This window comes from Ekhidna algicida (assembly GCF_051379705.1).
Classification (GTDB): Bacteria; Bacteroidota; Bacteroidia; order Cytophagales; family Cyclobacteriaceae; genus Ekhidna.
The window spans coordinates 2879620-2894797 of the sequence record NZ_CP179868.1; the positions used below are offsets into that span (position 1 = coordinate 2879620).

Annotated in this window: 10 protein-coding genes and 2 tRNA genes; 9 read left to right on the top strand and 3 right to left on the bottom strand. The window is 39.3% G+C overall.

Annotated elements, in window-relative coordinates:
• Positions 1–96: 96 nt before the first annotated feature.
• The 5 genes from ACL8WY_RS12685 (at position 97) to ACL8WY_RS12705 (ending at position 8982) form a co-directional block, all read left to right on the top strand.
• Positions 97–2118, top strand: a complete 2022-nt coding sequence (locus ACL8WY_RS12685; RefSeq protein ID WP_436515130.1) for an OmpA family protein — start codon at positions 97–99, stop codon at positions 2116–2118.
• Positions 2115–4178, top strand: a complete 2064-nt coding sequence (locus ACL8WY_RS12690; RefSeq protein WP_436515131.1) for a hypothetical protein — start codon at positions 2115–2117, stop codon at positions 4176–4178. The genes ACL8WY_RS12685 and ACL8WY_RS12690 overlap by 4 nt, the downstream gene beginning before the upstream one ends.
• Positions 4162–7620, top strand: coding sequence for a CHAT domain-containing protein (locus ACL8WY_RS12695; protein WP_436515132.1), 3459 nt, complete (start codon positions 4162–4164; stop codon positions 7618–7620). The genes ACL8WY_RS12690 and ACL8WY_RS12695 overlap by 17 nt, the downstream gene beginning before the upstream one ends.
• 75 nt (positions 7621–7695) lie before the next feature.
• Positions 7696–7777: transfer RNA gene (locus ACL8WY_RS12700), tRNA-Leu, on the top strand.
• Positions 7778–7878: 101 nt separating this feature from the next.
• Positions 7879–8982, top strand: a complete 1104-nt coding sequence (locus ACL8WY_RS12705) for an AI-2E family transporter (protein ID WP_436515133.1) — start codon at positions 7879–7881, stop codon at positions 8980–8982.
• 1 nt (position 8983) lies between these two features.
• On the opposite strand, the gene ACL8WY_RS12710 is transcribed toward ACL8WY_RS12705, so the two are convergent.
• The gene (locus ACL8WY_RS12710) at positions 8984–9439 is read right to left on the bottom strand and encodes a hypothetical protein (RefSeq protein WP_436515134.1); all 456 of its coding nucleotides are present in this window, start codon (positions 9437–9439) and stop codon (positions 8984–8986) included.
• 141 nt (positions 9440–9580) lie between these two features.
• On the opposite strand from ACL8WY_RS12710, the gene ACL8WY_RS12715 reads away from it, so the two are divergent.
• The 3 genes from ACL8WY_RS12715 to ACL8WY_RS12725 all read left to right on the top strand — a co-directional run bounded on the left by ACL8WY_RS12715 (position 9581) and on the right by ACL8WY_RS12725 (position 13402).
• Positions 9581–9955, top strand: a complete 375-nt coding sequence (locus tag ACL8WY_RS12715) for a LytR/AlgR family response regulator transcription factor (protein WP_436515135.1) — start codon at positions 9581–9583, stop codon at positions 9953–9955.
• A 23-nt stretch (positions 9956–9978) separates the two neighbouring features.
• Positions 9979–11619, top strand: coding sequence for a PAS domain-containing sensor histidine kinase (locus tag ACL8WY_RS12720; protein WP_436515136.1), 1641 nt, complete (start codon positions 9979–9981; stop codon positions 11617–11619).
• A gap of 139 nt (positions 11620–11758) precedes the next feature.
• A complete protein-coding gene (locus tag ACL8WY_RS12725) occupies positions 11759–13402 on the top strand; it encodes a PAS domain-containing sensor histidine kinase (protein WP_436515137.1) in 1644 nt (547 codons plus the stop codon).
• 74 nt (positions 13403–13476) lie between these two features.
• On the opposite strand, the gene ACL8WY_RS12730 is transcribed toward ACL8WY_RS12725, so the two are convergent.
• Positions 13477–13549: transfer RNA gene (locus ACL8WY_RS12730), tRNA-Lys, on the bottom strand.
• Positions 13550–13644: 95 nt separating this feature from the next.
• On the opposite strand from ACL8WY_RS12730, the gene ACL8WY_RS12735 reads away from it, so the two are divergent.
• Positions 13645–14361 carry an SH3 domain-containing protein gene (locus ACL8WY_RS12735; protein WP_436515138.1) on the top strand — a complete coding sequence of 239 codons (717 nt, stop codon included), beginning with the start codon at positions 13645–13647 and terminating at the stop codon, positions 14359–14361.
• On the opposite strand, the gene ACL8WY_RS12740 is transcribed toward ACL8WY_RS12735, so the two are convergent.
• Positions 14354–15151, bottom strand: coding sequence for an SDR family oxidoreductase (locus tag ACL8WY_RS12740; RefSeq protein WP_436515139.1), 798 nt, complete (start codon positions 15149–15151; stop codon positions 14354–14356). The genes ACL8WY_RS12735 and ACL8WY_RS12740 overlap by 8 nt on opposite strands.
• Between the last annotated feature and the right edge of the window lie 27 nt (positions 15152–15178).

Consider the following 15178-nt stretch of genomic DNA (forward strand, 5'->3'; position numbering starts at 1 on the left):
AATTGGTTCAATAAAGAAAAACACCGAACGACTTTAAGAAATTATCGTTGCGGGCCGAGTAATTTTCTAACTTTAAGAGTAAACCTGACTATTACCATGCTAACCTCCTATTTGTCTATACGAAGACCTGTCGTATGCATATTGATATTTTGCTGTTCTTATCAAGGCTTCTCACAGGAGTTAAAGAATATAAATACGGGTGCTATTATCAAGCATTCCAGAGTGAGTTTCGATGGTACAAAAATGGTTCTTGTGGCCAATTACTATGGGAGCTTCAAGCCTTACATTTCAGCATATGATAGTGATTCCTCAAGTTGGAGTCAACCAGTTCCTATTTTTGATAGTAATGATATTTCTGGCATAGAAATCAGATATCCTCAACTCAGCTTCGACAACTCTAAACTGTACTTTGCTGCAAAACCAGCAGATAAGACAAATTTTGATATTTACTATTCCGAATACAGCAACGGAAAATGGTCAGCACCTCAGGAGCTGGATATCGGAATTAATTCTGTGGTTGATGAAGATGCTCCGGCCATGTCGGCCGATGAGAAGAAAATCTTGTTTACACGACCACTGCCTCCGGAGGAAAAGTCAGACGAGTTTTGTGGTCAATTATTTTACAGCGAGCTAACCGAGTCGGGCAGCTGGTCTGAGCCTGAACTATTACCTCCATCTTATAACACGGGCTGTGTTTGTTCACCCTATTACGCCAGGGACAACAAGACCTTTTATTATTCATCCTATGAAGATATTTCCGATTCAGAAGGCAAGCGTCTGGCGCGAAAACAATTTTCAGTTTTCTGGGCAAAAGTTGACGGACTGTTTCGCTACAATCCAAAACCCATACTTTCAATCCTTGGCGATCAGGATCTTGTATCACCGTCACTTAATCGAGATAGCACTCTGTATTATAATGCAGGTGTGTATACGAAAGGAGAAGATCGAATTTCAGCTAGCGTATTTTCACAAAAATTGAACGGATCCTTTAAGCCATCCGAAATGGCATTACTGTCTGGCCAGGTGACAGATGAACAAGGGAATCCATTGGCTGCCACAATTCAGGTGATTAACCCTTATACTACGAAGGTTTTTCAGGAAGCTCAAAGCGATATGAATGGAAATTATCAGCTTTTTATTCCAGTAGGTGAGCAGTTCTCCCTTCTCGCATACAAGGATAAATATTCGGCTCAATCCAAACTTATTGAAGCTTCAGAGCTACAAATGACCAATAATTTCGAATTGTTCCCGAGCGTGGACATTACTTTCAATGTATTTGACGAGGAATTCTATTTCCCTATCGATGCAAATATTTCACTTTATGACTCTGAATTCAATTTTATAGAGAGCATAGAGATTACCCAAGGCGAACAAACCAATATATCTCTGGGAAGAGAGTTAAATATCATTTTCAATTCTGAGAATTACTTCTCAGACACACTGAATCTGCCATTTGACGAAGAAGTAATCTTTGATTTTTTTGATTTCGATATTGAGCTAACCCGCACGCTCAAAGATGTATCACTTTCCTTCGCGGATGAGTCGGGAAATAATCTTGGGCTGGAGATCACAGTTTACAATGTTACAAGAAATGAAAAAACCAAGCGCCAGGTCAAAGATGGGAAAGTTACCCTCCAGCTTCGAGATGGAGAAGTGTATGAGATAAGTACTTCAGCAGAAGGCTATAGCTACTACTCAGCAGAGCTCGACCTTACTGAAGAAGAGGAACTCAAAGAAATGAAAGCCACACTTCAATCCGTTGAAAATATCTCCTTGGTACTTGATAATATCACCTTTGAGCTCAACTCATATGAGCTCAACTCAGCCTCTTACGAAGAGCTAAACAAGTTGATCAACTACCTATCTGAAAATGATAAATACAAAGTGGAAATTTCCGCTCATACGGATAATGCAGGTGGTGATAAGTATAATCTTCAACTCTCAAACCTAAGAGCCAATTCAGTGCTCCAATACCTTCAGGATAAAGCTATCAATCAAGAACGACTGATTGCAATTGGATATGGCGAATCACAGCCAATTGTCCCAAATGATTCTGAGGATAATATGGCAAAAAACAGAAGAGTTGAATTCAAAATTTTAACGGAAGAAGCGCGATGAAAAGAATTATAACTGCGATACTATTATTGAGCTTTGGGCTAACGTGTTTTGCGCAGACAGGTGCCTTTAAGAAACTATTGAGCGATCGCTCTAACATGGATAAAGAAGTGTTTTATGATCAACTGTTACAATTTCAAAAATCCAATGTCGAGTTCTCCAATGTGTATTATCAGATAGCGAAGGTCGAGCAAGATATCTTCGCAAGCCTTGATCCGATTGTTGATCGGATAGCATCGCGTCAGAGAATTTATAATGCTAAGACCAGCTTTGGTCTGGCCAAAAACTATCTGGATCCCAAGGAAGTGTCACGTTTCCCTGAATGGTATGATGTGCCAGACACTGTAGCAAAAGACTCTGTTTCGATCATTGGAGTCAGAAAGATCGAGAAGAGCCATGAAAATTCCGAGAATTATGCAGTCTACTATGAGGAGCTGATCGAGAATTATGATAATGCAGTCTATCACTACCTGAAAGCCAGAGAGGGATTTATTGCAATAAATACGAGCGCTGATAATCTTCGACAGCTATTCTTAAAAGCAGATGATTCACTTAAAACGGCTGTTTCGGCAGTAGGAGTAAGCTTCGATTCATCGATGTACTACATTGATATCTACCGGGATATTTACCAAAAGCTTCCGTACAAGAAGAAAAGAAAAGTGAACATCAATCGTAGGAAGATCGATCACTTCCGGATGAATGGCATTACACCTGCCAACTTTCTTGCCGATGATATAGATGTTTGGGATTATAAGCAGTGGTCAGATCGATTTTTAAACCTACTAAAGGTTGAAGTGGACGGTCTTCAGGATGAAATAAAAAATGCCTACAATTTTTTTGTGAGCACCAACGACAAGATGATCAATGGAGATGAGTGCATCCAGGCGCAACTGGATGATCTTAAGTTTCAGCGCATAATCAATCTCATCACCAAATATGATAATGAATCTGTCCTGATCGATATTTTTCAATATTTGATTTCCAAGTTGGATTATGGAAACAAATATGTGTATGAGAAGAACTGCAATGTTTTGGATGTGCCTCCAACCGATGATTACTTGTCAAGAAAAGCGCGGATATATCAAAACATGTTCACCTCATTTCAAAAAGCAGATAGCCTTGATGAGGCTATTACAACTTCCGGCCATAGGCAAGAAACATTTCAATGGTTTTTTGATGAACTAATGCCTGGTGAAAATGGAAGTCAGACCTTTGCCGAAGAGCAAGAAGCCGAAAATTATTCATCATTCAAAATGGAGCTTACTGGCCTGATGAATAAACTTGGCGAACAGAGATTTCGGACAGATACCCTGTCGGAGTGTTTTTCCGCCGACAGTGTTTTTCTTATTCCAGGTGCTTTGGAAGAGGGAAATTTTTGTGCGAAAAGAAAGCTATGGTTAAGCGATAGTTTAGAGCTATTTCTTGGGATTCAAGATGACAAAAACCAGCTGATAGGAGCTATGCCAAGTGGAGAAGACTACCAAAAATTATGGGAGATAGCACCTTATAAAAATTCTGAGATTTCTTATTTCAAGATCGTCGGCGACAGCACCTATTTGATAGGAGGTCAATCATCCAAAGGATGGTTATCTCAGATTTCATCGAGCGGCGTTGAATATTTTACCGCTATATTAAAGTCTACTGATCCAATAAAAAATGTAGTGGTGAATCAACTTCAGGGTATCGCAACGGTAATTCAAGGTAGCAACAAGAGCTACACCATTTCGAAGGTGAATTTCAATGGAAAAGTGGTATCGACAAGCAAATTTGAATTGCCTGGAGAATATGTAGGAATGTTTCGTCAGGAGCAGGCTCTGTGGTTCTTTTCGCACAACATTACCACTGATGGATCCAAGATTACCGCTTCAGTATATGATGAAGGTCAGGCGGTAATGACCGGGGAATACATTTATACATTCAAGACTATTCTCAAGAATCCATCAATTATTAAGAATGATAATGAATACCTCACTCTATTGTCTGTTAATTCATTTTCCGATGATGAGATTGTATACGCTTTAATGAATTATGAAGGGAAAATTGAGCATGAAACTATTTTTTAGCATACTGATAACAACAGGATTAGCTTTCGCAGCGCACGCTCAAAGCCAGGTCGACTTTGATAAAGAAGTAGATAAGATTGAGTCCTTAATCTCTGAAAAGGAGTTCGCTGAGGCAAATGACCAGTTGATTGCCCTAAAAGCTTCAATTGCAAATACATCACTTAGTGAACAGGATACAGTGAAGCTCTATTTCACATCTAAATTAGCCTTTATTGCCTATCAGTTAGGAGACTGTGAAAATACCATCTTGCGAAGCAAAGAAGATGTTTTCCTACGTTCTGAAGTGTATGGGCCTGGTGACCCTGTGGCACTCTCTTCGAAGAGAAATCTCGGAATTTATTATCTCAATTGTGATTCTACAGAAAGGGCAAAGGAGGTTTTGGAAGAGACTGTAAAAATACATCGGGAGCTAATTGGACAGCCAGACGAATTGTACGCCAGATCACTCGATGATCTCGCCTATGTCCGTGGCAAATTAGGAGACTTTGAAGAGGCACAAAAGAGCTACGATGAGCTGTTGAGTTTGCTTGGAGAAAACAAAAGCTCCTTCTATTTGCATGTCATTGAAAATTATAGTGCCCTTTTAATGACCAATGATAAGTATGCAGAGGCGGCAGCATACTATGAGGATTTGAAATCATATATGTCGAACAAGGATGAATATCCAGACTTCCTAAAGGACTTCTACAATGTATTTGTGCATGAGAAAAACTACGTAAAAGCCCTTGAGACCGCTAGTGAGCTGATTTCATGGTGCGACGCAAATGGCTCTAGGTGCATGGATTCTGAATTAGAAACAAAAAAGTTTGTGTTAAACAGCGCCAGACTTTCTGTCCTGCTGTACCGATACGAAGAAGCTTCAAAGTATTATTCGAAAGCAGAAGAGCTATATCAGGGTGAGTCCAATTACATTCCAATTCTTTTGGAGCAAGCAAGTCTTTTTGATGCAACTGGACAGAAATACAAGCAATTGAATGCACTAAGCAAATCGTTGATTACCCATCGTTCTCAACAGATGATTGATAGCGCCAGTTACACCAAAACTGTCTTAGAACTGGGAAAGCTGCATACCGAAATGGGAAAATTTGCTCGTGCAGATAAGGTTTTTAGTGACTACATCAGTGACTTGGAATCTAAGCCGGACACAGACCCTAAAACACTAGCTGTTGCATATCAGTCTTTAGGAAACCAACGCTATTTGCTACAAAACTTTAAGGATGCTGATAAGTACCTGTCACAAGCTCAAAGTATTCTGAGAGCTGAGCAATTGACCAACTCCACTGATTACGCCTCAGTCCTGAATAGTCAGGGAGCATTGTATGAGGCTTTAGCTAATTATCGCAGAGCAGAAGCCAATTATAGGGAAGCTTTGAAAATTTCAGCTAAAGAAGAATCTGGGTTACGAATAGCCCTTGCAACCAATCTGGCAAATATTCTGACGCGAACAGATGCAGAAAATGATTCAATCCTTACTCTCTTGAATCAGGCGATAACCTGGCAAAGAGAATCTTCGGGTAAAGATCATCCGGGCTATTCTAATCTACTTAGCAACAGAGGTGTTTACTATCAGAAAAATGGATTTTACAATCGAGCACTGAAAGATTTTGAGGAGGCGATAAAGGCATTTGAATACACCGTTCAGGAGGATCACCCACAGTATTTGTCTGCACTGTCAAACCTGGGACTGCTTTATGATCTGATGGATCGAAAAGATGAAGCACTTGATATCATGCTCAAATCGAAGGATCTCTACACAAAATATTATTCTGATACACATCCCGGGTATATCCGAACGGTCAATAACCTGGCCAACTTATATACTAAAACCGCCCAATATGAATTAGCAGAGCCACTTTTATTGTCATTGGCCGAAGCACAAGTGAAAGAAATCAATGAGTCTTTCACCTACCTCTCAGAATCTGAGAAAAAAACTTTCGTGGAAGAAAAGCAAAAGCTGTTGAATAACTTCAAGGGATATGTAGTCGCTCGTTCGACTGCAGAAACGGGAAGCATTAAACCTGAGGTTATTGAGGAATGGTATAACCTTGAACTTAGCACCAAAGGGATGTTACTCAATTCCACTAAGAAGGTTCGCGAACAGATATTTAATAGCGGAGATGAAGAATTAATTGGCCTTTTTTCTGAATGGACTGTCACTCGTAAGCAGATTGCAAACTTACAATCACTGAAAAGTGACCTTAAGCAAATGAGTCAGCAGAGGTTAGATAGTTTGCTCGAAAAAACCAACAATTTGGAAAGAGAGCTATCGAGGAGGTCCGCTGGGTTTAGTGGTTCATTCGGAGGAGCGGTACCAACCTTTGGTCAAATTAAAAGTAAGCTAGAACCAGGTGAGGCGACCGTTGAAATTATTCGAACCGATTTAAACGATGAAGGCATCTACACCGCTTTAATTGGGACATCAACCAAGCAATATCCGGAATTGATTGTAGTTGGCAAAGGAAACGAATTTGAAAGCAAAGGATTTGCAGTGTATAAAAACGCCATCAAGTTCAAGGTAGATGATCCGGCGTCATTTGATTTTTATTGGAGGAAAATATACGATCATTTAATGGTCAATAACATAACCAAAATCTACTATGCACCTGATGGAATTTATCATAAAATAAGTCTCAATACATTGTACGATCCATCAACAAAGAATTATTTGATTGATGAACTGGAAATATTTCAACTAAGCTCTACAAAGGACTTTCTTGACTTGAATTTAGAAGCAGGAATGAGCGACGAAATCAATGATGTCCTTTTAGTAGGGAGGCCAAAATATAAAATGGATGCTTCTGCTGAGTTGGTAGCTACAACGCGCAGTTTCGAGCAAATTGAAGATGTAGCAGATCTGCCAGGTACTGAGGAGGAGATCAAAGAAATTCAAAACCTGATTAAAAAGAATGGAACTCAATGTTCAGTGCTATTGCAAGAAGATGCGAGAGAGAGTGCGGTTAAGGCTCAGCTAGACAGAGCGCTTGTACACATTGCAACTCATGGTTTTTTCATGGAAGATGAGAAAGCACCGAGTAAAGACCCTATGTTAAGTTCCGGTCTGCTTTTGGCGGGAGTAAGTGACATGCAAACAAGCTCAGATGAAGATGATGGAATTCTCACTGCTTATGAAATAATGAATCTGAGCCTAACAAACCTGAAAATGGTTGTTCTTTCAGCGTGCGAAACCGGATTGGGAGAAATTGCTTCAGGAGAAGGTATTTACGGTTTGCAGCGTGCTTTTTTTGTTGGCGGAGCTGAGTCTGTTGTGATGTCACTTTGGAAAGTTGATGATTCAGCTACCAAAGATTTGATGACGGCTTTTTATAAGGAATATTTAAAAACAGGAAATAAGCGAGCATCCTTTCTTAATGCTCAACGGAAAATCAAGAAGAAGTACAAAGACCCAATTTATTGGGGAGCTTTTGTGATGTTGGGAGGATAATTATCAAACATATAAATCTGTATTGCAATCTTATATTTGTTTAGATACTTTTGCCCACCGTTTGCTAAAGCAACTGCCTGAGTGGCGGAACTGGTAGACGCGCACGACTCAAACTCGTGTTCCGCAAGGAGTGCCGGTTCGATTCCGGCCTCAGGTACAAAAGCCTCTCAAATTTTTGAGAGGCTTTTCTGTTTATGCTATGACAGTGAATTCTTTTAGCAGCATCCACTAACTTTAAGCTTTCATGAAATCCACCAAATGAACATTTCTTTCAGTAAGCTTTTTTATGTTATTGCATCCATCATTGGCATTACAGCAATCCTACACTTTGCCAAGGTGATTTTGATTCCGATTTTCTTTGCCATGTTGTTTGCGTTCATACTTTATCCGTTGGTAAAATGGTTGAGAGGAAAAGGTGTGAAAAAACTCCTTGGAATAATTCTTTCCATTGGGATTGTGTTTGTAGTAATACTCGGAGTATTGGTGCTTTTTTCTACACAAATCATTGAAATGGCTGGTCAGTATTCCAACTTTCTAGCCAAACTGGAAGAGACACTCGACAAGTCCATAGCTTTCTTGAATAGTAAGGTCCAAATCATTCCTGATATTGAATCGCAAGAAATCATAGATAAGCTTTCAAACCTCTTCTCAGATAGCAGTTTTTTAATTATTTCAGACACGGTGAGTGTTACAAGTTCATTTTTCTCCTTCGTTATTTTAACCCTTATCTATTCTTTTTTGATCCTATTCTATAGTGAGCATTTGACCGAAGCGTTGTCCCGCTTTAGTTCAAAAAAACATAAACGCTATTTTGTGAACATGCTCCGGGAAGTTCAGCAGGTTGGCCAGCAATACTTTACAGGCATGCTGCTACTAATCGTAATACTCGGTGTTCTAAATACTACGGGGCTACTTATTTTGGGAATTGATTACGCATTTTTCTTCGGTTTTTTGGCTGCACTTCTAGCAATTATACCCTACGTAGGAACGACTCTAGGAGGATTGATTCCAACATTGTATGCATTCGCGACATACGACAGTTATTGGTATCCGGTGGGCGTAATCGCTATATTTTGGTTTATCCAGTTTGTAGAAGGAAATTTCCTCAATCCTAAAATAGTAGGTGGAAACATGCAGATCAATGCACTCTTCTCAATCTTTTCACTGATTGTTGGTAGCGTATTATGGGGCATCGCTGGTATGATTTTATTTCTTCCGCTAGTAGCCATGATTAAAGTGGTGTGCAGCCATTATGAAGAGCTTAAACCTATAGCCGCTCTAATTGGAGAACGAATCACAGAGGTGGAAAAAGTGCAAGAAAAGCGTCTGATTGATAAGGTGATTGAAAGTATCAAAAACTAATTCACTCAAATCGGTTATAAATACACTCAAACTGGCATTGAAGATAAAGTGTAGTGATTTGCCGCTCCAGATCATCGGGCACATCCATAAATACGATTTTCATTTTTTTCATTTCATCTAAAGCCTCACTTTCACTATGCGAAGCTTTGATTGAGCAGATGGTATGAGCAAGTTTCATCTGGTATTTGCTGTTCCCTTTAAACTGTCTCACAATCCTCCTAATCACATAAGCGGATTCGTCTATATATGCCATTTTATCTCCTTCTATAAAGCCATAAATACCCTTAAAGTCTGTTAACCTACCGATTTGCTTGAGAATAGATTGTACACCCATTCCTTTTTCATAAAAAAGGTCAGCCGATAATGCGCTGTCCATGAGCACTTGCATCATATTTGCCCGTTTGGGAAGATTCTCTTTTATTATTCTGTCGAAGCGCAGGGCAAGTGGCTGTTTCATTAGGGTAGTAATTGTACTTGAAGTTAAAGATTTGATTTCAAACTATTTTATGAATATCGAATCTCCTGTAGTGGTTAAATTTTTTCATGTGAGAAAAAGTTCTATTTTTATCACTCCTTTCACATTGAGAAAATCCAGAAATTGAGTAATCCAAAATATACTTGTTTAATAGTCGAAGACGACCCAGCTTTTGCCGAAATATTGAAAGTGGTGGTAGGCAAAGTTTCGGAAGTGGAGTTGCTTGGAGTATGTGACAATACACTAGATGCTGCAAAACGGATTGATCTGGACAAGCCTGATGTTCTTCTTTTGGATATTAATATTTCGGGACTGGAAGGTCCGGAGATTTTAGAACTAAGCGATCACAAACCGAAAACTGTTGTAATAACCAGTCATCCGGAAGAGGTAATGGAAAACTACGACGTTGAGTATACTACCTTCATCCAAAAACCACTTAAAAATTCTGACCAATTAGTGAATGCGATTCATAAATGTCTTAAATTAATGAGTCATTAAGGCCAGCAGGAATCTCCTGCTGAATGAAGAAGTTTCTATCGAAGATTAACCAAGCAGGCCTTGAGGGCCTGGAAGATCCACTCAATTACAGAAGGGTATTATTTGTAAATAATATTTCTCTGGTGAGTAGTGGTGTCTCATTTCTAGTCACATTGCTGGTAGCTTTTGAAGGCCTTTTCCCCCAGTTTATCATTACTTTTTGTGGCGGACTCCTCTTCTTGTTTGTGATTTACTTCAACTCCAAACAGTATTACTCACTAGCGAGATTTAGTTTTCTTATAATTTCAGTGGGATTGCTTACTGTCGCCTCATATACGGCGCTGGGGCAAGGCAGATTCAACGAAGTTGAGAATATTTTGATTGGCTTCATGGCTGTGAATTATTTGCTGTATGATGGCAGGTTTAGATACATTGGATTTATACTTATTTATGGTGTTTTACTTTGGCTAAAGTTTATGAAGCAGGGGCACTCTGGCCTTCCGTATGATTTGAATTTTTATCTGACAATTCAGAATGTCACAATTCTTTGCCTTCTGTTATTTCTTTTCGTTCACGCCTTCAGAAAATCACTCCTCAAAGCTTTTTTGAAGCTTAAAGAGAAGGATGAGCTTCTATATTCAATGATTGATAATGTTCCGCTGTATATCGGGTTGTTAGATCAGGAGATGCGATATAAGATGGTGAATATCAACTATGAAAGATCTTTTGGAGTAGATCGAGATAAGATCATTGGGTCACATGTTAATGATGTGCTGCCGGAGAACATTCTAAGCAAACATCTACCGATGATAGAACAAGCCCTAAAAGGTGAGAGTCCGGAGTTTTTAGAGCTTACGAAGATGCCCAACGGAAATATTTTTTATGCAGGCGGAAGGTATTCTCCAGTGCGAACTGATACAGGTGAAATTTCTGGAATCTCAGTTTTTGTAAATGATGTCAGCAAGCTAGAGGAAGCTAAGAATAAGCTAAAAGCTGCAAATTCAACAAAAGACAAGCTCTTCTCCATCATCGCGCATGATATCAGAGGTCCCCTTGATTTGTTTGATGGATTGGTAGACTATTCTTCATCAGGAAATATTTCCAAAGAAGAATTTATTCAACATCAAAAAAGTGTTAAAAATAAATTGTCTGACCTGAAAGAAACGGTGAACACCTTGCTCGAATGGGCAAGGACACAGCTTGATGGTATCAACACCTTTCCTACACCAACTAATATCAATGATATTGTCAAATCAAACCTTGAGCTTTATGAAGGCTTGATCGCTAAAAAGAATATTATGACTAGTGTAGATATAGTCTCTGATGCAATTGCTTATTTAGATGCTAATCACCTTAAAATAGGGGTGCGCAATATGATTCACAACTCGTTGAAATTTACTGAAAAGGATGGGACTTTAAGTATTCGGGGAGTGCGCAAGGAGAGTAAAGTAATCCTTGAAATAGAAGATAATGGGCTTGGAATGGAAGCGAAGCGCATAGAGTCTATTCTGAACAAGGATTTACAAAATTCAAAAAGCGGGACAGAGGGGGAGGGCGGCACAGGCTTGGGCCTCAGCTTCAGCCTCGAATTGCTTGAAAAAAACAACTGTGATGTGAAAATTGAGAGCGAGGTAGGAAACGGGACAAAGATCATTATTTCTATGCAGGCAGATATTGGCAATTAAAATGTGCTAAACATGGAACAATAACTTCTGATAAGGTCGTTTCAACAAGTGGCAGTAAAAAAATATTTTTTTTGAGGTTACTTTTCGCTGATTAATCTTATTCAATCATGGAAAGTTAATATTTCCATGTAAACCCCTCATGAAGCCCTTTTCATCTAAGACACTTTTAAGGACTGGGATGTCGCATGCCCAATCACCGCTTGATAAGCGGAGGATAGCCCTATTTAATTACTTAATACTTTTTTGTTTAATCACTTCATTGCTTTTAGGTGGAATTACAATCACATTTGGACTGATCATTCAGCCAATACTCTGCTTTGTAGCAACCACACTGCTTTCAATCTCATTTGTTCTGAATCATTTTGGAAAAATCAGATTCTCAAAGGCTTATTTTATTACGCTCTGCGTTCTTATGATTGTCGGTGCATCGTTAATCTACATTCGCGAAGGGCAAGATGTAGACCTTGAAAACATGCTATTTGCCGCAATGGCAATTACAATGTTTCTGGTTGATGGATTAAAAAAACACTTCGTCTACTGGCTCATTTTTGGATGCTTCATTTTTTTGAAAGTCTTAAGCCTGAATGCGCTAGGGGTTGATGGAACAATCTTCGGTCTGACACTCATCAATAATGTCGTTGTAGCAGCGGTTTTATATCTCTTTTTATATGTTTTTAGGTCTATACTGATCAAGGCTTTTGATAGATCAGATCAGCATGAGCAAACATTAAGGTCTTTGTTAGACAATGCTCCTCTGCTAATGGCCTTGGTGGATGCCGAGGGAAACTTTATACTGGTTAACAATAACTACTCAAGTCGTTTCGGTCATAAGCGTCGCGAGCTTATTGGTAAGAATAGACGAGAAGTTCTTCCTCAGGATATTTTTGAAAAGCACGAGCCGATGTTTCAGGAGGTATTGAAGTCGAAAAGTCAGGTTTCATTTCTAGAAGAAACCAGTCTGCCGGATGGATCTGTCATTTCAGCAAATGGAAAGTATGAACCAATATTAAACGCTGATGGAAAGGTTGAATCGATAGCCATCTGCGTTGATGACGTCAGTGAGCTCGTAAGAGCTCATAGAGCATTAAAGGTGGCCAATGAAACTAAAGACAAGTTATTCTCAATCATTGCTCATGATATCAAGAGCCCGCTCAATTTGTTTCACAGCATTTTGAGTTTGAATCATGATGATGTAATCTCAAAAGAGCAATTTATTGAGTACCAGGATAGCCTTAAACGGCGCTTAACAAGCCTGACTGATACAGTAGACGAGCTCCTTGAATGGGCACGAATGCAGCTAGGTGGGATAAGCGCTTATCCAGCGAAAGTAAATGTTAGCTCTGTAGTTCATGAAAATGCTGATCTTTTCCATACACTTATTCAACGCAAGAACATTGACTTTAAAATAGACGCACCATCTGAGATGGAAGCCTGGATTGATGAAAATCACTTCAAAGTGGCGATTAGAAATCTAATTCACAATGCGATCAAATACACGAATGGAGGAGGAAGTGTCAAGGTTGTAGGAAATCAAAATGATGATGAGACGATTGTGAAAATAAAAGATACAGGTATTGGGATGAGCTCCGAACGTATCAATTCAATCATTAAAAAAGAGATTCAGAAATCTGAAGTAGGTACAGACAAAGAAATAGGAGCCGGACTAGGTCTTAGTCTTAGTCTGGGGCTTTTGGAAAAAAATAATTGCGATATATCCGTAACGAGCGAAATCAACAAAGGGACAACCATTGAGATTAAGATTCCCAACTCAGCTAGCAAGTAAATTCTACTTATAGCTCCGTGCTGAACCTCATTTAATAAAAAAACCTCAAGCCTAGCTTGAGGTTTTTTTGTATGTGACTGGCCTGGGGCTCGAACCCAGGACCCACGCCTTAAAAGGGCGTTGCTCTACCAACTGAGCTAGCCAGTCATTTTAATTCTCCTTTCGTATAAAAAGAAGTGCAATTCAAGGCCACTGTCTTAAATTGCGGATGCAAAAATAGAAATCTTAATGAATTTTACCACATGATTAACAGAATAAAGGTGAGATTATTTCTAGGAATTTTATTCAGCTGCTTTTTCAATAGCCTAATAGCCCAAAATAGCAGCCTTGAAGAAGGTGATTCTTTGTTTAATCAGCAAAAATTCACTGAGGCATACGAAAAATATGAACTTATTTTTTGGGAAGGTGAAGCGTCTCAAGCAATGTTGCTCAAAATGGCATACATACAAGATGGCTTAGGTAATTATACTGACGCTCTTTTTTTCCTGGACAAGTACTATCAGATGTCGGCAGATAGAAATGTAGTGGGTAAGATTCAAGAACTATCTGAGGCGAATGAGCTGAGTGGATATAGCTATGATGATGTCGATTATTTTCTAGCGTTACTCAAAAAATATCGGTTGCATTTAATTTCCTTACTCGTAGCTGTAATGCTAATGTTGATTGTATACATCTTTCAGAAATCAAAAGGTGAGGAAAAACCTATATCGGCAGGTATTATTCAATTGATCGTTGTCTGTTGTTTATTGGGTGTGGTGAATTTTGAAGGCTCTCCTAAAGCTGTGGTGATGTCTGATTATACATTACTGCGCTCTGGTCCATCTGCAGGAGCCGAACCAATCGAAGTACTCAATAAAGGTCACAAGGTAAAAGTCCTCAATCGGGATGAGGTTTGGACACAGATTCTTTGGGATGGAAGAGAAGTGTACGTGAGAAATGGAAAGCTGAGAGTTATTTAAGCGGATTATCTGGCTCTTTCTTCATCATGTTATAAATCATCTTATCAAGACGCGAAGGAATGATTTTGTTGAGTACGACAGCCATTTTTCCTTCAAAAGTTAATATTAAATCCCTTTTTTTCTTTTGTGCAGCCTTAAATGTACGATCAGCCACCTCGTCAGAACTCATCATTTTTTTCTCGTCTCGCGGAGATTCTCCTTGTGCCTTCCCATCTGCTGTTAACGCTGCGTTACGAATATTTGAGCTTGTAAACCCCGGGCAAACTACCAGTACGTTTACACCTCGCGTCATGACCTCAGTGCGTAGTGCTTCAAAAAATCCTTGCATTGCGAATTTGGAAGAGGAGTAAGCAGTTCGGGCAGGAGTGGAGCGCCACCCGTTTATAGAGGAGATCGCAATGATTGTTCCTTTGGATTCCAACAAATAAGGTAATGCAAACTTAGTGGCATAGATAGATCCATAGAAGTTGATATCCATGAGTTGTTTGAATACTTCTAAATCTACTTCCTCAAAAAGGGCTCGCATGGAAATTCCGGCATTACAAATCAGTACATCGATTCGCCCAAACTTCTTCACGGCAGCATTAACCATTTGCTCATTATGATCCTTGTCAGCAGCATCTAATTCGAGGGCCAAATGAGGCCGCTCACCTAAGTCTGAAACCACTTGAGACATGCGCTCACCGTTCCTTCCTGTAAAGACTACTGCGTACCCCTCATTAGCGTATTTTAACACTAATGATTTACCAATGCCCGACGAACCTCCTGTAATAATTGCGACCTTTTGCATACAAACGAAAATGAAATGGTATAACTT

Excerpts from the sequence above, each read along its gene's own strand:
- ACL8WY_RS12705 (WP_436515133.1), top strand. The coding sequence starts at position 7,879 with ATGAACATTTCTTTCAGTAAGCTTTTTTATGTTATTGCATCCATCATT.
- ACL8WY_RS12710 (WP_436515134.1), bottom strand. The coding sequence starts at position 9,439 with ATGAAACAGCCACTTGCCCTGCGCTTCGACAGAATAATAAAAGAGAAT.
- ACL8WY_RS12690 (WP_436515131.1), top strand. The coding sequence starts at position 2,115 with ATGAAAAGAATTATAACTGCGATACTATTATTGAGCTTTGGGCTAACG.
- ACL8WY_RS12685 (WP_436515130.1), top strand. The coding sequence starts at position 97 with ATGCTAACCTCCTATTTGTCTATACGAAGACCTGTCGTATGCATATTG.
- ACL8WY_RS12720 (WP_436515136.1), top strand. The coding sequence starts at position 9,979 with ATGAAGAAGTTTCTATCGAAGATTAACCAAGCAGGCCTTGAGGGCCTG.
- ACL8WY_RS12740 (WP_436515139.1), bottom strand. The coding sequence starts at position 15,151 with ATGCAAAAGGTCGCAATTATTACAGGAGGTTCGTCGGGCATTGGTAAA.
- ACL8WY_RS12735 (WP_436515138.1), top strand. The coding sequence starts at position 13,645 with ATGATTAACAGAATAAAGGTGAGATTATTTCTAGGAATTTTATTCAGC.
- ACL8WY_RS12725 (WP_436515137.1), top strand. The coding sequence starts at position 11,759 with ATGAAGCCCTTTTCATCTAAGACACTTTTAAGGACTGGGATGTCGCAT.
- ACL8WY_RS12695 (WP_436515132.1), top strand. The coding sequence starts at position 4,162 with ATGAAACTATTTTTTAGCATACTGATAACAACAGGATTAGCTTTCGCA.